This window comes from Saccharopolyspora sp. ASAGF58, assembly GCF_012277335.1.
Taxonomy (GTDB): domain Bacteria; phylum Actinomycetota; class Actinomycetes; order Mycobacteriales; family Pseudonocardiaceae; genus Saccharopolyspora; species Saccharopolyspora hattusasensis.
Genome location: NZ_CP040605.1, coordinates 3815393 through 3835895, shown reverse-complemented (window position 1 = coordinate 3835895; position 20503 = coordinate 3815393). Strand labels below are relative to the sequence as shown.

At 69.2% G+C, this 20503-nt stretch carries 19 protein-coding genes and 1 pseudogene; 13 read left to right on the top strand and 7 right to left on the bottom strand.

What is annotated here, in order from left to right:
• Positions 1–313: 313 nt before the first annotated feature.
• Positions 314–586 (bottom strand): hypothetical protein, encoded by a 273-nt coding sequence (locus FDZ84_RS18350; protein ID WP_168586916.1) that lies wholly within the window; start codon positions 584–586, stop codon positions 314–316.
• Here FDZ84_RS18350 and FDZ84_RS18345 point away from each other — a divergent pair.
• Together FDZ84_RS18345 and FDZ84_RS18340 are read left to right on the top strand one after the other, a co-directional pair.
• Positions 585–758, top strand: a complete 174-nt coding sequence (locus tag FDZ84_RS18345; protein ID WP_168586915.1) for a hypothetical protein — start codon at positions 585–587, stop codon at positions 756–758. The genes FDZ84_RS18350 and FDZ84_RS18345 overlap by 2 nt on opposite strands.
• A 413-nt stretch (positions 759–1171) precedes the next feature.
• The gene (locus FDZ84_RS18340; protein WP_210435607.1) at positions 1172–1597 is read left to right on the top strand and encodes a DoxX family protein; all 426 of its coding nucleotides are present in this window, start codon (positions 1172–1174) and stop codon (positions 1595–1597) included.
• A gap of 1 nt (position 1598) precedes the next feature.
• Here the strand turns inward: FDZ84_RS18340 and folE are convergent, their stop codons facing one another.
• Positions 1599–2195 (bottom strand): GTP cyclohydrolase I FolE, encoded by a 597-nt coding sequence (folE, locus tag FDZ84_RS18335; RefSeq protein ID WP_168586914.1) that lies wholly within the window; start codon positions 2193–2195, stop codon positions 1599–1601.
• A gap of 170 nt (positions 2196–2365) precedes the next feature.
• Between folE and FDZ84_RS18330 the strand changes: the two genes are divergently transcribed.
• On the top strand, positions 2366–3070 hold the full coding sequence (locus FDZ84_RS18330; RefSeq protein ID WP_168586913.1) for a metalloregulator ArsR/SmtB family transcription factor: 705 nt from the start codon (positions 2366–2368) through the stop codon (positions 3068–3070).
• Positions 3071–3129: 59 nt separating this feature from the next.
• Here the strand turns inward: FDZ84_RS18330 and FDZ84_RS18325 are convergent, their stop codons facing one another.
• Positions 3130–4365, bottom strand: coding sequence for a sodium:proton exchanger (locus tag FDZ84_RS18325; RefSeq protein ID WP_168586912.1), 1236 nt, complete (start codon positions 4363–4365; stop codon positions 3130–3132).
• Between the two features lie 267 nt (positions 4366–4632).
• On the opposite strand from FDZ84_RS18325, the gene FDZ84_RS18320 reads away from it, so the two are divergent.
• The 6 genes from FDZ84_RS18320 to FDZ84_RS18295 all read left to right on the top strand — a co-directional run bounded on the left by FDZ84_RS18320 (position 4633) and on the right by FDZ84_RS18295 (position 10025).
• Entirely contained in the window at positions 4633–5010 is a 378-nt protein-coding gene (locus FDZ84_RS18320; protein ID WP_168586911.1) for a helix-turn-helix transcriptional regulator, read from the top strand.
• A 226-nt stretch (positions 5011–5236) separates the two neighbouring features.
• Positions 5237–6565 carry a 2-hydroxycarboxylate transporter family protein gene (locus FDZ84_RS18315; protein ID WP_168586910.1) on the top strand — a complete coding sequence of 443 codons (1329 nt, stop codon included), beginning with the start codon at positions 5237–5239 and terminating at the stop codon, positions 6563–6565.
• A gap of 14 nt (positions 6566–6579) precedes the next feature.
• A complete protein-coding gene (locus tag FDZ84_RS18310; RefSeq protein ID WP_168586909.1) occupies positions 6580–7755 on the top strand; it encodes a CaiB/BaiF CoA-transferase family protein in 1176 nt (391 codons plus the stop codon).
• Complete coding sequence (locus FDZ84_RS18305; protein WP_168586908.1) at positions 7755–8546, top strand: CoA ester lyase; 792 nt, start codon at positions 7755–7757, stop codon at positions 8544–8546. The genes FDZ84_RS18310 and FDZ84_RS18305 overlap by 1 nt, the downstream gene beginning before the upstream one ends.
• Positions 8547–8656: 110 nt before the next feature.
• Positions 8657–9640 carry a LysR substrate-binding domain-containing protein gene (locus FDZ84_RS18300; protein WP_246869086.1) on the top strand — a complete coding sequence of 328 codons (984 nt, stop codon included), beginning with the start codon at positions 8657–8659 and terminating at the stop codon, positions 9638–9640.
• A gap of 13 nt (positions 9641–9653) precedes the next feature.
• Positions 9654–10025: a hypothetical protein gene (locus tag FDZ84_RS18295; protein ID WP_168586907.1), complete on the top strand. Its 372-nt coding sequence runs from the start codon at positions 9654–9656 to the stop codon at positions 10023–10025.
• 476 nt (positions 10026–10501) lie between these two features.
• Here the strand turns inward: FDZ84_RS18295 and FDZ84_RS38965 are convergent.
• From FDZ84_RS38965 to FDZ84_RS18275, 3 genes and pseudogenes are all read right to left on the bottom strand, one after another.
• Positions 10502–10829, bottom strand: a pseudogene (locus tag FDZ84_RS38965) (transposase); the annotation flags it as partial.
• 96 nt (positions 10830–10925) lie between these two features.
• Positions 10926–11243, bottom strand: a complete 318-nt coding sequence (locus tag FDZ84_RS18280; protein WP_256413757.1) for an SAM-dependent methyltransferase — start codon at positions 11241–11243, stop codon at positions 10926–10928.
• A 15-nt stretch (positions 11244–11258) separates the two neighbouring features.
• A complete protein-coding gene (locus FDZ84_RS18275) occupies positions 11259–12209 on the bottom strand; it encodes a LysR family transcriptional regulator (protein ID WP_168586906.1) in 951 nt (316 codons plus the stop codon).
• Between the two features lie 83 nt (positions 12210–12292).
• Between FDZ84_RS18275 and FDZ84_RS18270 the strand changes: the two genes are divergently transcribed.
• Positions 12293–13054: a sulfite exporter TauE/SafE family protein gene (locus tag FDZ84_RS18270; RefSeq protein ID WP_168586905.1), complete on the top strand. Its 762-nt coding sequence runs from the start codon at positions 12293–12295 to the stop codon at positions 13052–13054.
• 233 nt (positions 13055–13287) lie between these two features.
• On the top strand, positions 13288–13455 hold the full coding sequence (locus FDZ84_RS18265; protein ID WP_168586904.1) for a hypothetical protein: 168 nt from the start codon (positions 13288–13290) through the stop codon (positions 13453–13455).
• A gap of 36 nt (positions 13456–13491) precedes the next feature.
• Here FDZ84_RS18265 and FDZ84_RS18260 read toward each other — a convergent pair whose 3' ends face one another.
• The gene (locus tag FDZ84_RS18260) at positions 13492–14784 is read right to left on the bottom strand and encodes a hypothetical protein (protein WP_168586903.1); all 1293 of its coding nucleotides are present in this window, start codon (positions 14782–14784) and stop codon (positions 13492–13494) included.
• A gap of 298 nt (positions 14785–15082) precedes the next feature.
• Here FDZ84_RS18260 and FDZ84_RS18255 point away from each other — a divergent pair, with 298 nt between their 5' ends.
• Together FDZ84_RS18255 and FDZ84_RS18250 are read left to right on the top strand one after the other, a co-directional pair.
• Positions 15083–18838, top strand: coding sequence for a CHAT domain-containing protein (locus FDZ84_RS18255; protein WP_168586902.1), 3756 nt, complete (start codon positions 15083–15085; stop codon positions 18836–18838).
• 24 nt (positions 18839–18862) lie between these two features.
• Positions 18863–20467 (top strand): Hsp70 family protein, encoded by a 1605-nt coding sequence (locus FDZ84_RS18250; RefSeq protein WP_168586901.1) that lies wholly within the window; start codon positions 18863–18865, stop codon positions 20465–20467.
• Positions 20468–20503: the final 36 nt, after the last annotated feature.

Genomic DNA, 20503 nt, shown 5'->3' with positions numbered 1-20503 from the left:
TCTCACAATGAGACCACGGCTCCTTCAAGCAGCAGCATGCACCCACGCCACTCGAACGTACAAAGATATCACTCTTAACGGATACACCTCTGCTGGTGGCAGGGGCTGTCAAGTTTTCGGTGTAACTGTTGATTTCCGTTCGATCTGCGTCTGGCGGACAGGCGTCCGTCGAAGGTGATCTCGAAGGCGTCGAGGGCCTTCTTCCAGGTGTGGTGATGAAGTGCTGCACGGCGTCGCTCCGAAGGCATGGGCGATCCGCAGGTGTAGCCGCCATCGGCGGATGTCTCTGTTGATCTTCTTCTGGGCGTCCTTGCTAATCGCAGGCAGAAACACGGTGAATCTCTGCCGTCGCCTTCACATCCCCGCCGAACAGGCGCCCGAACGGATCGCCGGTCTCCGCGGCAGTCTCCCCGGCGGCGTAGCGCTCGGGGTCAGTGGCGACCAGTTCGCCGCAGCCGGTCTCAACGGAGGCGCCGACCTTTGGTTCAGCGTCATCGGCGGACTGCTGCCCGAACTCTGCCTGGCCATCACCCGCGTTGCAGCCAAACGGCGATCCCAACCAGGCCGCGGCCCTGTCGGACCGCATGCAACCGTTGTGGGAGTTGTTCCGCCGCCACCACGGAGCCTGCGCGTTATGTCCGCAGCCGAACACCTGGTACTCATCGACCGCCCAACCTGCCCGGCCGCCGCGCGGTCTCGATCCGGACGTGCGACAGGAGGTCGCGGCAGCACTCGAAGCCCTCGACGTCTGGGCGTGAGCAGACTTGCAGCACTCGACTACGCGCCGTCGGCCGCCACGTGTCACGTGGAGCTCTCGTCACGGCTTCCGCGCTGCTTTTCGGCGTAGCGGTGGCGTAGCTGGTGTTCCTACTTCGTGGTGAACAGGGATCGCATTTGCTTCCCGTTGGCGAGGACGACGGCTCCGAGGAGAAGCAGGCCGCACGTTCCTTGCTCGAACTTCATCCACATCGGGGCCCATGCCGGGCAGCGAGATGATCATCACTATCGCCACCAGGATGATCGCCGAGACGGGTTCGTGTCATGAGTTGCCCGGCGACGGCCTCGGCCAACGGTGATCCTCCGCATCGCCCGCCAGATTGAGAACGCTCCGAGGTGGAAACACCTAGTGGTGTCGCGAAGAACCCGACCGGTTTTTTGGGGGTGGGCGGGTGTGACTCAAGAATATCCTGATCGACTGGGCGGCATCGCGCTGTCCGTGACGCGCATTGTCGTGTCGTTCCTGTTCATCCAGCACGGCGTGGCCGGCCTGTTCGGCGTTCTGGGCGCCCCGTACCCCGTCCCGCTGTTCGCGTGGCCGAGCTGGTGGGCGGGGTTGATCCAGGTCGTCGGCGGGGCCTTGGTCCTCCTCGGACTTTTCACCAGGCCGGCCGCACTAGTGTGCTCCGGCGCGATGGCCTTCGCGTACTTCACCGTGCACCAGCCCCGGGGACTGCTCCCGATCCTCAACGGCGGGGTTCCGGCCGTGCTGTACAGCTGGTTCTTCCTGCTGTTAGCGATCCTGGGGGCCGGACCGTTCGCGCTCGACGCGCTGCTCCGCCAAGCCCGGCAGGCCCCCGCGCCCACCCAGGCAGGCTGAGTCAGGCGTTGACGCCGGTGAGGGCGAAGAACTCCTGCCTCGACCGCGCGTCCTGTCGCAGGGTGCCCAGCAGCGTCGAGGTCACGGTGTTGGAGCCGGTGGCCTGCACGCCTCGCAGGGTCATACAGGTGTGCTCCGCTTCGATCACGACGCCGACGCCTTTGGGCTTCAGCTGTTCGCACAGCCAGTCGGCGACCTGCTTGGTCAGCCGCTCCTGAACCTGCGGACGGCAGGCGAAGTGCTCGACAACCCGGGCCAGCTTCGACAGCCCGAGGATCCGGTCGCCGGGCAGGTAGCCGACGTGCGCGGTGCCGACGAACGGCAGCAGGTGGTGTTCGCAGACCGAGCGGACCGGGATAGCCCGGGCGAGCACCAGCTCGTCGTACTGCTCCTCATTCGGGAAGGTCGTCAGGTCGAACGGCCGCGGCGTGAACAGCTCCGCGTAGGCGCGGGCCATCCGTCCCGGCGTGCCGCTCAGGCTCTCGGAATCGGTGGATATCCCCAACGCCCGCAGCAGATCACCGGCCGCTTTCTCGGCGGCTGCGAGGTCGATCTCGCCGTCGGGCTGGTGGGCGACGTGCAGGGCAGGTGCGGACATCAGGCGATCCTCTGGGTCGGTTGCGCCAGGCCACCTGGCTCGGCCACCCGGACTAGTTTCACCAATGAACGCTAGTATTTTTCACGCCAACGGGTCAATGCAGCAGTATGTGACCTCTCCATGCCAATTTCGGACACCACATTGGGCGCGAGAGGCGTTACCGTGGAGGCATGGTGTCCAGCGACGAATCGGCCGCGGGCTCGATGGCGGCGGTCGCAGTACTGGCGGACGACCTGCGGCGCGGGATGTTCGAGTTCATCCGCCGCGCCCGTCGGCCCGTCGGCCGGGACGAGGCAGCCGCCGCGGTCGGCATTTCCCGCAAGCTCGCCGCCTTCCACCTGGACAAGCTCGTCGACGCCGGGTTGCTGTGCGCGCGGTTCGAACCGGTGGGCGGCATCCGCAAGGTCGGCCGCACGCCGAAGGTCTACGAACCCACCGACGCCCACATCAGGGTGAGCATCCCGCCGAGGCGTCCCGACCTGCTGGCCGACATCCTGCTCGACGCGGTGCTCACCGAGGGCGAACGCGAGACCGCGATCGAGTCGGCGATGCGCACCGCGCGCGAACGTGGACACCTCCTCGGCGCCGAAGAACGCCTCCGCAGCCGCCCCGGCCGCCTCGGCGCCGAACGCGCGCTGACCAGGACCGAAGAGGTGCTCACCCGCTACGGATTCGAACCCGACCGGGAGACCCCGACCTGCGTCCGGCTGCGCAACTGCCCATTCCACCCGTTGACCGCCAGGTCGCCGGAGCTGGTTTGCGGGCTCAACCACGCCTTTCTGCAGGGCTTCCTGGCCGGGCTGCAGGCATGGTCCGTGGAGGCCGCCCTGGACCCGCGGCCCGGGGAGTGCTGCGTCGCCCTGCGCAGCACGTGAAGGCTGCTCACCAGCGGGCGCGAAACTGGGGGTGCGCCCGCTGATGGACAGCCGTTCGATCAGCGGACGGCGCTTGTAGGTTCGCGCGCTGCCGTGCTGTCGTCGCCTTGGCGCCGAAAGGGCGCGGCGAGGGTGGGCAGGATGTGGTGGCGGTTGCGGATGAGCGCGGCGATCGCGATCACGGCGTAGCTGCCGCACAGGACGTAGCGGGCGGTCTGGCCGGGCAGCGCGAACTGCGCCGCGAACAGCCCGAGCAGCGTCCACGCCGTCCAGCGCGGGAAGCGCAGCGCCAGCACAGCGGCCACCCCGAGCACCGTTTGGGTCGCGGTGAGCAGGAACTCCTCCACCTGGCGGGCGTCGAGTTGCAGCGCCGTCCCGCCACCGCCGAGCAGGTAGGCCACCGGCAGGCTGCCCACGAGCAGCGTCCACTGGTTGACCTTGGCGGAGATCAGGGTGCCGATCGCGTCGGCACCCTTGCCCCGGACGGCGAACAGGATCGCGACGATGAACTCGGGCGCTTCCGAGGCCAGCGGCGCGAGCCACTGCACGAGCAGGAACTGGTCGATGCCCAGCTGCGTGCCCGTTTCGATCAGCGAGTGGGCGAAGGGTTCGGCGCAGACGACGATTACCGCTGCGGCGAAGACGAACAGTGCGATCACCAGCGGTCGGCGGACGTGCTTGGGTAGCCCGCCGATGGTGGCGGCGGTGCCGACCAGGTCGGGTTCTTCCGCCTCGGCGCGCGAGACCTTCCACAGGTAGAACACGAAGAACCCGAGCAGCACGAACCCGAGCAGCAGCGAGATCTGACCGGTCGCGGGCACCAGGAACGCGATCATCGAGGCGATCGCGAGGAACCCGAGCTCCACCCGGTTGCCGGACTCCAGGGTCAACTCACGCACCGACTTCCCGGTGCGCCGCTTGACCAGCGCGAGCGCGACGACCACCACCAGCGACCAGCCCAGGCCGAGCAGGAGCCTGTTGGAGCCGGTCATGTTCGCCGCGGCGTAGGCGACGTACTCGGGATTGCTGCCCGCGGTGTAGGCGAAGTAGAGGTCGACCGCGTACTCAGGCAGCACGGCGATCACCGCGAGGATCGCGATCGCCAGCCCGCCGGAGATGTCGACCTGCGCCGCTTCCGCGGCCCAGGCCAGCACGAACGACGAGGCCACCACGGCCATCCCGGACAACAGCAATCCCAGCACCGGGCTCGGCGCGAGACCGGAGAACCGGAGGACCAACGCGGGAACCGCCAGCGCTCCGCAGAGCGCGAGCGGTCGCAGCAGCTTGGTGGACATCGAACACCTTCCCGGGCCGTGGCCTGCCTCGGCCGGGACGTCCAGGGGTCTCGGCCAGGCGCAGATCAGCTGGCCGAAGGTCTCGTCCACCCGCGTCGCGGGCGCCACCGCCGGAGAAGGATCTCAGCGTGTCGAACGGTGGGCTTGCGGACTACTCCCCTTCGGAACGAGATCACCCTGGCATTCATTTCGTAGTTTTCGCAACCAACGAAGCATTTCCGCGGCTTCCACCCGGGGGTTGCGCGATCAGGAACAATCGAGCTCGCCATGCCGAAAAATCGCACGCCGCACGCCGCAGAATCCGACCTGTCCAGGCGGGACGCCGAACCGACCGGGGCCCAGCTGACCGCTGCCGCGGCGACGTTCGCGCTGCTCGCCAGCCCACCACGACTACACCTCGTGTGGTTGATCACACACGGTTCCTACGACGTGGGCACGCTGGCCAAGCGGGTCGGCATCAGCATCGCGACGGTCAGCCAGCACTTGAGCAAGCTCCGGTTGGCGGGTGTCATCACCGCCCGCCGCGACGGCCGCCGCCACCTCTACTCCGTCGACGACCCGCACGTGGTGGCGCTGGTCGAGCAGATCTTCGAGCACATCGCCCCGGACGGCACCCTCGCTCCGGACCCGCCACAGACCCGCTGACGCCAGCGCCGCGGGCTTCGACGCAGCCCGCAGTGGGCGGCGGGAAGTGGGTGCGGACGCCCATTACGCCCGCAGCCTGGTCGCCAGCCTCCTGCGCGCGCCGGCGCAGGCGCGTTTCGGCAGCCGAGCCATAAGCGCGGCTTATGCCCACCTCGGGAATCGGCCCCTACTCGCGGCCTGGAGGTGGGGGGTTTGATGCCTGCTATCCCTACGAGGAGGTAGCGAGATGGCATCACCCCCGGACGCGGTATCGGCGGAGCAAGTGGCTCCCACCGAACAACCCCGGTCCTTCTGGTCGGTTCGGATCGGTGTCATCCCGCTGCCGTTCTACGCGCTGCTTGTCGTCGTGCTCGCGGTGCTCGCCTGGCAGGACGACCTGGCGGCCGACATCCCGACGATGGCCGCGCTGCTCGGCGTCTGCAGCTACACCTGCTACGAGGTCGGGCGGCGCATCCCGGGCTTCCGCTCGATCGGCGGGCCGGTCATCCTGGTGACCTTCCTGCCCGCGTTCCTGGTCGCCGCGCAGTGGATCCCCGCCGACTTGGCCAAGCACATCTCGACGTTCTACAAGTCCACGAACTTCCTGTACGTGTTCATCGCCGGGATCATCGTCGGCTCCATCCTGAGCATGAACCGCACGGTGCTGATCAGGGGCTTCCTCAAGATCTTCGGGCCGCTGGCCGCGGGTTCGGCGGCAGCGCTGGTCGTCGGCTCGCTGGTCGGCTGGGCGATCACCGGCGACCTGCACCGGACCGTGTTCTTCATCGTCGTGCCGGTGATGGGCGGCGGCCTCGGCGAGGGCGCCATCCCGCTGACCCTCGGCTACGCGCAGTCCGGCGCCGGCCAGGCGGAAACACTGCTGGCGCAGGTGCTTCCGGTGGTGCTGCTGGCCAACGTCTGCGCGATCGTGTTCTCCAGCGTGCTGTCCATGATCGGGCAGCGCTTCCCGCAGACCACCGGCTTCGGCAAGATCCAGCCCGCCGAGGACGAAGAGCTCGGCCTCGCCGATCGCGGGCACGTCGCCTTCGACATCCGCCAGCTGGCCGCCGCCGGGTTCATGGCCGTCGCGCTGTACCTGCTGGGCGAGGCCACGCACGCGCTGTTCGGCTGGCCGGCGCCGATCGTGATGCTGGTGGCCGCGATCCTGCTGAAGCTGAGCCGCTGGCTGCCGCGCAGCCTGGAGCACCACTCGGGCCTGGTCTACGACTTCATGTCGACGGCCGTGACCTACCCGCTGCTGTTCGCCATCGGGGTGTCGTCCACGCCGTGGAACGAGCTGTTCAAGGCATTCACCGTCGGCACCGTGATCACCATCGTCGCCACCGTTGTCACCATGATGGCCACCGCGTTCGTGGTGGGTCGCTGGATGGGCATGTACCCCGTCGACACCGCGATCGTCGTCGGCACGCACACCGGCATGGGCGGCACCGGCGACGTCGCCATCCTCAGCGCCACCCGGCGCATGGCGCTGATGCCGTTCGCGCAGATCGCGACGCGCATCGGCGGCGCGATCACGGTGACCATCGCGCTCATCGCCCACGCCAACCTGTACTGAGAGGTGGAAAGCAAGTGCGACCGCTCCGCGGCGTGACCGTAGTGGCCCTCGAACAGGCCATCGCCGCGCCTTATGCCACCCGGCAGCTCGCCGACCTCGGCGCGCGGGTGATCAAGGTGGAACGGCCGGGCGCGGGCGACTTCGCGCGCCAGTACGACTCCCGCGTCAACGGGTTGAGCTCGCACTTCGTGTGGGTCAACCGCAGCAAGGAATCGCTGACGCTCGACATCAAGGACCCGCGCGGCATGGCCGTGCTACGCCAGCTGCTCGGCACGGCGGACGTGTTCATCCAGAACCTCGCGCCGGGAGCCGCGGCCCGCATGGGGCTCGGTGCCGAGGAGCTGCAGGCCGGCAACCCCGGGCTGGTCGTGTGCGACATCTCCGGCTACGGCCGGGGCGGCCCGTACGAGTCGATGAAGGCCTACGACCTGATGGTGCAGAGCGAAGCCGGGCTGCTGTCGGTCACCGGCTCCGGCGACGACATGGCCAAGGTCGGCATCTCGGTATCGGACATCTCTGCCGGGATGTACGCCTACAGCTCGATCCTCGCGGCGCTGCTGGAACGGGCGAACACCGGCAAGGGCGCGCACATCGACGTCTCGATGCTGGAATCCACTGTGGAGTGGATGGGGTTCCCGCTCTACTACACCTACGACGGCGCCGAGCCGCCGCCGCGCGCAGGTGCGGCGCACGCGACGATCTACCCGTACGGCCCGTTCACCGCGGGCGACGGCAAGGTCATCATGATGAGCATCCAGAACGAGCGGGAATGGCGGGCGTTCTGCGACCGGTTCCTCGGGCAGCCGGAGCTCGCCGAGCATCCCGACTATGCGGGCAACGCCAACCGGAACGCCAACCGCGAGGTGTTGGGCCGGATCATCGCCGCCCGCTTCGCTGACCTGACCGGCGACGAAGCGACCGCGCTGCTGACCTCCGTGCCGGTCGCCTGCGCCCGCGTCAACACCCTCGCCGACGTGTGGGAACACCCGCAGCTGGCGGCGCGCGGCCGGTGGCACGAGGTGCAGACGCCGCGCGGCCCGGTGCCCGCCTTGGCACCTCCCGGGCCGGTCAACCCCGAGCCGCGGATGGATCCGGTCCCGGACGTCGGCGAGCACACCAGGAAGATCCTGGCGGAGCTCGGCCGCGGGGAGTCCGATGTGGACGATTTGATTCGTGACGGAGTGGTGTGATGCAGAACGCGGTCACCTGGCTGTTCGTGCCGGGCTCACGTCCTGAGCGGTTCGCTAAGGCCGCCGGGGCGGGCGCCGATGTCGTCATCGTCGACCTGGAGGATGCCGTCCCGGCGGATGCCAAGGCCGCGGCACGGAAGAACCTGCGCTCCGCGTGGCCGATCGGCTCCAGCGTGGCGGTGCGCATCAACGGGCGCAGCAGCCCGGAGTTCGACGACGACGTGGCGCTCTGCCGGAAACTCGGCCCTGCCGCAGTCGTCCTGCCGAAGACCGAAAGCGCGCAGGACGTCGCGGTAACCGCCGAAGCCACCGGAAGCCCGGTGCTCGGCCTCGTCGAAACGGCGCGCGGATTCATCAACCTCGGCGAGATCTGCACTGCCCCGGGGCTCGTCAGGCTGGTGTTCGGCAGCATCGACCTGGCCCTGGACCTCGGCGTCACGGTCGACGCGGCGTTGGACACGTCGCGCAGCGACCTGGTCCGGTGGTCCGCGGCGTGCGGGCTGCCCGCGCCGCTCGACGGTGTCACACCGTCGATCAACGACACCGAAGCCGTCGAACGGGATTCGCGCCGCGCCAAGGACTGGGGTTTCGGCGGGAAGCTGTGCATCCACCCCGCGCAGCTGCCGGTCGTCCGCGACGCCATGCGACCGAGCCCCGAGGAGCTCGCGTGGGCGCGGCGCGTGGTCGAAGCGGACGAGCAGGCGCTCGGAGCTGCGGTGTCGCTGGACGGTGCGATGATTGACCGGCCCGTGGTCGAACGCGCACGGCGGTTGCTGCGGGCGGCGGAATAGGGTCGCGTCGAGCGGCGCGGTGGTTTGGCGATTTCGCGCGAAATCGGCGTCTCCCACGCCCACCAAACGACGATTTCGCGCGAAACCGGCGTCGCCGAAGGCTCCGGACGATGCGTGATCGAATCCGGCTCGAGGTTCGTGGACGAGGCGCTGGAACGGGGGTCAACGTGGACATCGCCCACCTGCGCGACTTCATCGCCGTCGTCGACTCCGGCAGCCTGACCCGCGCCGCCGCCCAGCTCTACGTGTCGCAGCCGGCCCTGAGCCAGCGGATCGCCCACCTGGAATCCGGGCTCGGGGTCCGGCTGCTCGAACGTGGGCCGCGCGGCGTGACGCCCACCGCGGCGGGCCGCGCCCTCTACCGCGACGCGCAGCAGCTGGTGCGGCAGTTCGACCGCATCGCGGGCGATGTGCTCAGCGGCGACCGCATCCACGGACCGGTCGCCGTCGGGCTGCCGACGACCGTCTCGGTGCGCCTGGCCCCGGCACTGTTCTCGTGGACGAAGGCCCACCACCCCGGCATCCACCTCCAGCTGTTCGAGTCGATGAGCGGCTACATCCAGGAGCTGCTGGCCCTCGGCCGCCTCGACCTGGCCGTGCTGTACCGCGACGACGACACCGTCCGCCCCGCCGAGACCCTGCTGTACTCGGAGGACCTTTTCCTCATCGGGCAGCCGAAACCGCCCGCTGCCGACGAGGACGAGATCGGGTTGGTGGACCTGCAGAACACGCCGCTGGTGGTGCCCGGCGGCCGCAGCAACCTGCGGGAGCTGATCGACCGGGCCTTCACCGCGCAGGGGCTGGTGCCGTCCATCGTCGCGGACGTGGACTCGCTGGGCGCCATGATCCGCATCGCGGCCGGCGGCGAGGCGTGCACGATCCTGCCGCTGTCGAGCGTCGCGGACCAGGCGAACCACCGGGAGCTCGGGGTGCGGCGGATCCGCAATCCGGTCATCTCGCGGAGCGTCGCGGTCTGCAACGCCGTCGAGTACTACCCGGCCCGGGACGCCGTTGCGGCCGTGCGGGAGGGCATCTCGGTGGTGACGCGGCAGATGTCCGCAGCCGGGGAATGGCCGGGAATCCGGCTGGCCTAGCGCTTTTCCGGGGGTGTTCTGGCAATCTGTTCGGGTGCTGGAGATCGCGGACAAGCTGGGCTCGGTGCTGTCGGCCCTGATCGGGCTCGTCGGGCTGGCCCTGACGGTGTACGGCCTCCGACTACAACGCCGCGCGACGCGGGCCGCCTCGAGTCCACCGATGCCAACCGCTCTCGCCGAGTCCGATCAGGCCCGGCTGGAGGTCCCGGAACGCACGGACTGGGTGCCGCCCTCGAAATACCTCCCGCCCGCAGGCTGGTCGGGCGAGCAGATGATGCGCGGGGAGCCCCCATCGTCGGCATCGCCGCGCCGAATGGTCCTGGTCACCGGGCTGGTGCTGCTCGCCATGGCCGTCGTGCTCGGCGCCGCCTCCTGGCTCTGGTAGCGACGCGTATTCCTTCGTCGACGGGTGCTGCGACACCACCAGCTACAGCGGGTTCGACGTCGCCGTGAGTGGTTTTGGGGGCTATAGCGCCGAAAACCACTCACGGGCCGGGAGCGGCGAAAACGGAGTGCACATCGCACGGCCGCTCCGTGAGCGACTTCTGCGAACAGCTGACCGGCCTCACCCAGGCCGAAGTCGACCGGGGCGTCGACTTCCGCGAGGCGTGCGCGCTCCTCGCCGAGCGCCACCGGGCGGGACGGGACGCGGCGATGATCGGGGCGGTGTTGTCAGGACGCATCGGCCGACGTCTCCCTGCTGGTGTTGGCTTCGCCGTTCTCGAGCGTTGTGATGATCTTTGCGAGGTTGTCGGCAACGTGGCGAATCATCTCCACCATGCGGGTCTGGCCCCGCGCCTCGGCCGCGGTGATGATCTGCAACACCTGCTGTTGGTGGTGCCGGTGCTGGGGGAGGAACTCCCACAAATACACGTAGTCCACTTCGGACAGATTGCGTTCGGTGAACACGCGGTGTTCGGTCTTTCACTGCTCGGTCAGTTTCGTGATCACTGCGGCGGATAATCCCTTGCTGCTGCTCAGGAACTGCCCGAGTGCGGGCACGAAGTCCCCGCTGGACAGGCCGTGCAGGTACGGCAGCGGCAGTATCTCGGTGATCTTCGGGGTCTTGCGCACCCACGGTGGCAGGATCGCGGAGGAAAACCGCATCGCCGGTGGCCGGGTCGGTTCGCTTGTCGTTGACCCGTGGCGCGGTGACCTCCACGGCGCCAGCGCTGGTGAGGACTTCGCGGGGCTGTGCGGGCACCCCGCCGAGGAAGTGGACCTCCGCCGGCTTCCGCATGTCCCCGAGCTCGAAGTGCATGTACTCGTTGTCGACCAGCAGCGCTCAGCCGTGCGCGACGACCGACGGGTCGATGTCGAAGTAGACCACCCGCGCCTCGGGGTTGATGCGCTGCGCCTTCTGGTGGGTGTTCACCGCGCTCGGCAGGCCCGAGCCCAGGTCGAGAAATTGGTCGATGCCGGCCTGCCCCGCGAGGTCGCGGACCACGCGGAGCAGCCAGTCCCGGCACTGCCGCCCGACCTGCACCGCGTCCGGGGCGATCTTCTGGACCCCGCGCAGCACCTCACGCTCCGCCTCGAACTTGTCCTTGCCGGCAATGAAAGCGTCGTACACCCGCGCCATGCTCGGTTTGGAGGTATCGATCTGGGCGGCGGCCGGTCAGCCGTCGTGGCGGGGACGCCGGTCGATGGGGTCTGCGTACGTGCTGTGGGAGACAGGATCGAAAAGGGCGGCGTGGCGCAGGTGTTCAGCGAGCGCGGCGACTGCCGTCGAGGCGGCGTGGTCCTTGACGCCCCAGGCCAGCAAATGGTGGCGGCGAGCCCAGGGGTCTTGCAGTTCACACACCTCGAGTGGCTGGTGGGGGTCGAGGACGGGACGCGGTACGACGGCGAGTCCGACTCCGGCGGCGGCGAGGGCGACGAGGACGTTGAGATTGGCGACGGTAGTGCGGTAGCGCACCACCGGAGCGTGTGACACGAGGTGCTTCTCGATCCAACGGCGCAGCGAGGAATCGGCGTTGAGCCCGACGAGAGGGTGCTCGGCGACCTCGCTGTAGGTCAGCGCGGTCCGCCCGGCGAGGATTCCTCCGGCCTGGCCGATCACGACGAGGGAGTCGTCGCCGAGGGGCTCCATGTGCAGGCCGCAGTCGCGGGTCTCGTCGTCGAGGACCACCCCGAGGTCCGCCTCGCCGTCGGCGAGCATCCGCACGGTCTCGGGGGTGCGGCTCTCGGACACCGTGACGTCGACGTCCGGATGTGCTCGGAGGAACGAGACCAGGGCCCTCGGCACGAGCCGGTGCATCGCGGAGCCTCCGCCCAGCAGGGTCAGCGGAGCGGTGGCGGGCCGGGTATAGCTCGCGACGGCGCTTTCGAGCCGCGCGGTCTGGGCGAGCACGTCCCGTGCGTGGCGGGCCAGGGTCGTCCCGGCTGGTGTCGGCCGCACGCCCCGCCGGCCGCGGATCAGCAGTGCCACGCCGACCTGGCCTTCCAGCGAGCGCACCCTGGTACTGGCCGAAGGCAGGCTCAGGTGCATCCGGCGAGCACCCGCCGTGATCGACCCCTCGGTCACGACGTGGAGAAAGAGCCGCAGGTCGTCCAGGTCGTAGCGCATCGCCTCAGCCTAAGGCCCAGCCTTAGGCTGGGTACGTCGATTACGCATTGTGGACCCGCTGGTCACGGGACGATGCTCGGGCTGTGATCGAGACATTGCTCGTTTTGCTGACCGGTATCGCTGCCGGGGCGCTGAACGCCATCGGTGGTGGGGGTACGTTCGTCGCGCTGCCCGCTCTCGTCGCGTTCGGCCTGCCGCCGGTGACCGCGAACGCGTTATCGCGGGTCGCCCTCGTGCCCGGGGCCGTGGCCAGCGCGTGGGTCTACCGACGCGAGCTCACCCCGGTCGGGGAGACGTCCACGAAGGCGCTGACGGCGATCAGCATGGTCGGCGGCGGGATCGGTGCCGGCCTGCTGGTGGCACTGCCGGCATCGTCGTTCGACGCCGCGGCGCCCTGGCTGCTCGCCGCCGCCACGCTGATCCTCGCTTTCGGGCGCCGCCTCTCCCAGGCGTTGCGCAACGCACTGGGCCGCTCGGTCAGCATGAGTCCCCGAGCCGTCTTGATCGGTCAGTTCTTCCTCGCCATATACGGCGGATACTTCGGCGGTGCCGTAGGAATCACGATGATGGCGCTGTGGAGCATCGGGCTCGGACTCGACGCCGCGGCCAGCAACCCGATGCGGGTCGTGCAGCTCGCGGCCGTCTTTCTCAGCGCGGCCGTGCTGTTCCTCTTCGCTTCGGACGTACTGAGCGCTCCGCTCGTTCTCGCAGCCATGCTGGTCGGCGCGGTGGCCGGCGGCTGGGCCGGCGCCCACCTCGCCCGCCGTCTCCCCGCCTCGCTGCTGCGGGGCAGCATCATGGCCATCGCTGTGACCATGACTGTCATGTATTTCTTGCGCGGCTGAACATTCGGAGCGCCAGCTACCACGCCGCGCACGGATGCGGCAGGCGCGATGCGGGTGATGGCCTGCGAGGGGTGAGCGCCGGCCGTCCCGCGCGTAATGCCGGTCCGATCGGTGAGCACGAGCCGAAGCCCGACGGCACCACCTGTTCGCCCTGGCACCGCGCCGATTTTCACGGCCTGGTCCCAAATTGACGACATACCGAGAAGCACTCCCGGCCCGCTCGGAGGAGAGAGATGGTCACACCATCGTCCGGCACACCGTCCGATGTTTCCCGGCTGCAGCGACAGTTCGCCGTGCGCGCTTTGGCCCTCGCGCTCCTCCTCGGCATCACGGGCCAAATGCTGCTGACCATTCTCGTCGCGCTCATAGGTCTCGGACTTCTCGTGCTATCGGCCGAGTGACGGCGGTTCCGGCCCGGGAGGTTCCCGGACCGGATCTCACACCGTTGCGCGGGGCACGCTGTAGAGCACGCGTTTGCCCGGGTGCTCCGTGACCGTCCAGACCTCGTTCTTGCCCGGCCAGTACGACAGGTCCTCCACGCCGATCGCCACGTCGCGCTCCGGACCGTCCACTGTGAGCACTCCCGGCCCGGTCGCCTTGTCCGGCAACGCAGCCTGGAAGTGGCCCGGACCGGTCGTTCCTCCGCCGGTGCTGCTGAGGTACCAGCGGCCGTCCGTGGCCGTCGCGCCCTGAACGCGGGGCTTCGCCAGCCGGTACGCCGACTTCGCGCGCCAGACGCCGTCACCGTCCGGCTTCGGTAGGCCCGTCGCTGCGTCCAGGTCCCAGCGCGCCACTCGGCCGTTGAGGTTCGGATCGCCCTGGTCCGCGCAGTATTCGCCGGTCAGCAGGGTGTCCGGCGTCGTGCTGCGGTCCAGCGACACGTACGAGTAGCGCTGCCTGCCCGCGGCCGTGCACTTGTACTCGCCCGGCAGGTCGATCACGCCCTCCGGGTTCGACCAGCCCGCGACCTGCGGCATCACGTACCGGTAGCCGAAGCCGTAGTAGACGTTGTTCTGGCGGCCGACCTGGTTCTGGTCGGCGGTGTCGCCGTTGCTCGCCGACTTCAGGTCGAAGATGTAGCGCATGTCGAAAACCCGGATGCCGCGGGCGGTGTCGACGAGGTAGAGGTAGTTGCCGTACCAGACGATCCCGCCGGAGTGGACGCTTCCGCCGTTGCCCGCCTGCGGCGTGGTCACCGCCTCGTAGGACGGGTTCCCGTTGCTGTTGATGTACGGGTAGACCAGCAGCACGTGCTGGTACTTGCTGGTCGCCGGGTCAAGGAAGGAGACCCGCACACCCTTGACCGGGCTGGTGTCCTTGTTGTACCAGCTGACCAGCAGCGCCTGCTTCGTTCCCCACTGCTGGTCGTCCTGCGCGTCGGCGACGGTGGTGATGCCCTGCGGCATCCACACGGTCGTGTCGGTGTCCCCGGCGTTGAAGCAGAACTTCCGCAGCGTCGGTTCCTGCATCGTGTCCAGCGCGGGCGAGGTGCATGCACTTCCGGTGCTGCCCTTGCGGTTGGCCTGGTCCAGGATGTTCTGCACGCCGAGCTTCGGCAGTTGGGCGTCCAGCTTGTCGACCCTCGACTGCAGGTCACCGCTGGTGTTGTTGAGCACGAAATCGTTGAGGTTGGGCGCTTCGTCCGGGGCCGCAACGGCGGGCAGCGCGGCCAGCGTCGCCGTCACCACGGCCGCCGACAACGCCGCGGCCAACAGGTTTCGTCTGCCCACCGGTGTCTCCTTCGGGTCGGGAACGGCGAACATCGGGAGGTTACGCGGACAACCGATGCGGCAGAACGGAATTCACCTGTTCGCCCGCCGCCGTTCGGCCGGCTGCGGAAACCGCACCGGCCCGAAACGCCCAACCCTGGCGCGCCGCAGTCCCGGGGCGGCGATTTCGCGCGAAATCGACACCGGCCACACGTGCGGAGCGGCGATTTCGCGCGAAATCGGCGCTTGGACCGGTGGGGGTCCAGCTGTGCTGGCTTTAAGCTGGGGCGGGGTTCTTGATCATCTCGGGAGGTGCTCGATGACTGCCGATCCGGCGGAGCTCGACGAGGCCATCGCGCAGCGGTATGCCCAGCTCGCCGGGGAACTCGACGACGAAACCGCCTACCAGATCCTGGTGGAGCTGGCCGACCTGCTGCTGCACCGCGCCCAGACCACCGGCGCGGACGTCGACGAAGTCATCGAGGTCGCCGGGAACCTGCTGCACCACCTCGCCGAGGACTCTCCCGCCCGCGCCGCGCCGCTCTACCAGCTCGGCCTCGCGCACGCTTTGCTCGCCGAGCGCGGGGACAAGGAGGAATTCCGCACCGCCGTCGGCTATCTGCGGCAGCTGCGGCCGCTGCTGTCCGACGACGCGGCCGAGATCGTGGGCCGGATCGGCCTGATCACCGGCCAGATGGTCGTCAACCTGGGTGCCCTGGAGGAGTCCGACGCGGCACTGGCCGACCTGAACACGGCGTGCGCCCTGCTGCCGGATTCGCCGCTGCGGAACCAGCTCCGCCTCACGCGTGGGCTGATCCACACCGTCCGGTTCCTGTCGATGGGCGGCGACGAAACCGATCATCGGAGCGCGACCGAAGATCTCACCGACGCGCTGGAACACCCGCTCGACACCAGCATGTCGGATGCCTGCCACATCGGCCTGGCCTTCCTCATCGTGGCCAGGGACGTGCCCGCCGAGGTGCGCCACGGCCGCCTCGACGCGAACATCGGCGACCGGATGTCACTCCCCACCGATGAGCTCCCCGAGGTTCGCCGTCACCTGGACGCGCTTTCCCCGGACGCCGCCGCCGAGAGCTCCGTGACCACCTGGAAGGTCCTCGTCCAAGCCGCGGGCAACCTGGACAACTCGTCCCGCGAGGACTGGGAGACGGCGATCGGCGAGCTCGACGACGCGGCGCGCAGCTGGCCCGAGGGCGAGCCGGGCAAGCAAGAACTCGCCGGGCTGCAAGCAGGTCTGGCCGCCAAGCTCGCAGAGGTCACGGGCAGCTCCGAGGACACCGACGCCGCGACTGCCCAGATCGCCGCGGCCGCCGCGGCCTTACCGGCCGACCACCCCATGCGCCCATTGCTGCTCAGCGGTTTGCGCACTTCCTTGGTCACGCCCGGCAAGGAGCCCTCCGATTTCGACCGGGCCGAGCATGCCGCCATCATCCAGCGGCTGGAACACGCGTTGGAGTATTTCGCGGACGACGATCCGGATCGCGCCTCGGTGCTCACCCAGCTGACGATGGCGCTGCTGGGCTCGGTCGTGGTCGACCGTGCGCAGTCGCCGAAATCACTGGCCAGGGTTCGGGAAATGTGCGAGCGGGCAATCCGCCGCGGCTTGGCCGATCCGGTCAACACCGGCGTCAACCACTTTCTGCTGGGCTCCGCCGACGGCCTCCAAGCCATCACCGATCGCACCGATGAACTGCTCGACACCGCGGTGGAGAACATGCAGCGCGCCGACGAGCTGCTGCCCGCGGACCACCAGCTGCGGCCGTTGATGATGCCGTGGCTGAGCGCCCTGCTCACCCAGCGGTTCATGGCCCTTGGCGCCCGGGAGGACCTCGACGCCGCGCGCTACTACGCGGAAAGCGTCGGCGGGGACGACGTGCTCGCGCGGTTCACCTCCGCGGTGAGCCGGATTTCCCCGAGCCGCACCGATCCCGACGCGTTGGACCAGGCAAGCGCGGAACTCGGGCAACTGCTGTCGGAACTTCCGCCGGACAGCGTGCTGCGGCCCCGGTTCGCGAGTGCGCTGGGTTCGATCCGGCTGCTTCGGAGCATGATCAACGGCGGCGAGTTCCGCCTGGACGCCATCGACAAGGACGAGGTGCGCAGCGCGACGGACGCCATTCTCGATGCGCTCGACCAGGTGCCTGATCACCACTTCGACCAGCCGAACGAGGCGCTCGGTGCCGCGGTGGCTTGCGTCGGCCAGGCGATGGCAACCCGGGATCTCGGGATGCTCAACCGGGGCATCGGCATGATGGTGGAGATCTGCGCCAAACCCGACGTGTACCCGCAGAACCGCTGGCAGGCGCTTTACATGTTGGCGACCGCGTTGCGGACCCGCTTCGAATTCACCCGCGCACCACGTGATCTCAGCAACGCCATCGACCGGTTCGAGCAGGTGCTTCGCGAGTTCGAGCTGGAACCCGGCGCGTTCGACACCGCGAACCTGCTGCACTCGCTGGCGGACTGCTACTTCACCCGCGGCGACGGCGTGCGTCGCGATCCGCAGCGATCCGTGACCACCGGGCTGGATGCGTTGCGCGAGCGGGCCCGCAGCGTGCTGCTGCAGTCCAGCGCGCGCCGGGCGTTGGAGACGGCGAGCACCGCGGCCGGCGAAGCAGCCGACGTGAGCCGTTGGTGTCTCGCCGCCGGACAACCGGAGGCTGCGGTGCAGGCGTTGGAGTTGGGGCGCGGCATGGTGTTGCACGCTGCGACGGTCGACGCGAACATGCCGGCCCTGCTGCGGGAGAACGGGCACGCGGACCTCGCCGACCGGTGGGAATCCGAGGTTGGGCAACAACAACCTTGGGACAACGGCGCTTCCGGCACCGCGAGCGTGGCCGATGCCGCGCTGCCCAGCGACCTTCGTTCCCGGGTCCTCCGTGCCTTCGAAGGAACGAACGTCGAAGCCCAGCTGCTGGCCCCGCCGCCGGTGGCGGAGATCGCCGCCGGGCTGCGCGCCGCGCGCACCCGGGCTCTGGTCTACCTGCTGCCCGGCGTCGCGGTGCTGGTCACCGCCGACGGGCGGGTCGAGCGGGTGGAATCGGCGCAGCTCACCGAGGACGGCCCGGTCGCCCGGTTCGACCGGATGCAGCGCGAACGCTCCCGCGAGGTCGAGGACCAGTGGCGGGCGGCGTTGGAGAACGTCTGCGACTGGGCTTGGACCGCGGCGTTGAACCCGGTGCTGGACCTGGTCGCCGCCGGGTCGCGCGAGCGCCCGCTGCGAATGGTGCTGGTACCCGTGGGAAAGCTGGGCACGGTGCCGTGGCACGCCGCACGGCGGCGAGTGCCCGGCGGTAAGGTCCGCTACGCCTGCCAGGACGCGATCATCTGCTACGCGGCGTCGGCACGGCAGTTCGTCGAGGCCGGCCGGCGCGAAACCCGTTCCTGGGCCAGCGAACCCATGCTGGTGCGGATGCCGGAGCTGCACTTCAGCCGGCACGAACTCGGCCATATCCACGACACGCACTACGCGCACGGCGCCTACCTGGGGAAACCGTCCGATCCGAGGCGGCGCAACCGGAGCCGCAAACCGCCGAAACCGGCCGAGGTGCTCGCCCAGTTGCCCACCGCCTCGCTGCTGCACCTGGCCTGCCACGCCACCCCGGCGGAGCTGCCGACCGAATCGGCCCTGCTGCTCGGCTCCGAAGAAGTGCTGCCGGTGCAGGACATCCTGCGCCAGGCGCGGGACCGGCCGCGCGACGCCGCCGGGGCGCTGGTCGTGCTCGCGGCCTGCGCCAGCGACCTCACCGACCGGGAGCACGACGAGGTGCTGACGCTGTCCACCGCGTTCCTCGCCGCGGGTGCCGCCGGGGTGGTCGGCACCCGCTGGGAAGTCGAGGACATTCCCACGGCCATGTTCATGATCGTGTTCCACCACTACCTCAACTCCGGCTATGCCGACCCGGCGAGCGCGCTGCGGGCCGCGCAGCAGTGGATGCTCGACCCGCGCCGCCGCCCGCTTTCCGGTATTCCCGAAGAACTGGCGGCGTTTTTCGCCGACATCGACCCCACCGGGCTCGCCCACTGGGCAGGATTCACCTACCAAGGCCGCTAGCACCGGCACGACGAAGGGAGCTCCATGGCGCCGGCCACGTTCGGCATCGACCTCGGCACCACGCATTCCTGCATCGCGCACATCGACGAGGCGGCACGCCCGGTGATCGCCAAGAGCGCGGTCGGCGAGGACACCACGCCCTCGGTGGTGTACTTCGAGCGGCCTGGCGTGGCGCTGGTGGGCACGGCGGCGAAGAACTCCGCGCTGCTCGCGCCGCACCTGGTGGCGCAGCTGGTCAAGCGCGACATGGGGCGCAGGAAAACCGAGTTCACCTACCACGGCAACCGCTACACCCCGGAGAAGATCTCCGCGCTGATCCTGCGCGAACTCGCCCGCGCCGCCGAGGAGAACACCGGGCACACCGTGCGGGACGTGGTGATCACGGTGCCCGCCTATTTCGGCATCGCCGAACGCGACGCCACCCGCAAGGCCGGGGCGATCGCCGGGCTGAACGTGCTCGACGTGCTGGACGAGCCGGTCGCCGCGGCGCTGCACCACCATGCGCTGGACGACTCGCCGCAGGCCCGGCACGTACTGGTATACGACCTGGGCGGCGGCACCTTCGACACCACCGTGATCCGGGTGTCGGGGCACGACATCCAGGTGGTGTGCACCGACGGGGACGGCGAGCTCGGCGGCGCGGACTGGGACCAGCGGATCGTCGACCACCTGCTGGCCGCGTTCCGGGACGCGCACCCGAACCTGGATCCCAGCGCCGACGAGCAGGCCATGCAGGAGTTCACCGACCGCGCCGAGGACGTCAAGAAGGCGTTGAGCGCCACCATGTCCCGCAACGTCGCGTTGCGGGCCGGGGGCGCCGCGGTCACCGTGCCGGTCACCCGGCAGCAGCTGGAGGACCTCACCGCCGACCTGCTCGACCGGACGATGTCGATCACTGAGCGGATCATCGAAACCGCCCGGCGCAAGGGCGTCGAGCGGTTCGACGAGGTGCTGCTGGCGGGCGGGATGACCCGGATGCCCGCCGTGGCGGGCGGGCTCAAGCAGCGCTTCGGGCTCGACGCCCGGCTTTCCGAACCGGACCTCGCGGTCGCCAAGGGCGCGGCCCTGTTCGCGCTGATCAGGCAGGCCAAGAAGGTTCAGGGCGCGCCGGCCGAACGGCAGTTGGGGATCAGCGCGGCCGACGTCGACGCGATGGCCAAGAAGCGGGTCGCCACCGTGGTGCCGCGGGCGTTCGGGGTCAAGGCGGTGGACCCGCGTGATCCGCTGGCGCTCACCGATCCGATGCGGGCGCGGCAGATGGTGGCGCACCTGCTGCACGCCAACACCGAGCTGCCCGCCGACACCGGTCCGTATCCGTTCCAGACGGCCGTCGACAACCAGCGGATGGTCGAGATCGAGGTGTGGGAGCAGGCCGGTCCGCTCGCGTCGGACGAACCGGCCGACAACACCAAGGTCGGGACCGGCATGCTCACCGGCATCCCGGCGCGCCCGGCCGGTTGCCGCATCGAGATCACCTTCAACATGTCCGAAACCGGTGAACTGACGGTGCACGCCAAGGAGCTGGAGGGCGGCAACGATGTGCGCTTCGAGCTCAAGATTGGCGGCATGGACCAGAAGGCGGTGGCCAAGGCCCGCACCGACATCGCCGGGCACCAGGTGAGCGGTTAGCGGGGCAGGACATTGACGGCAGGTCAGGGCAGGGCA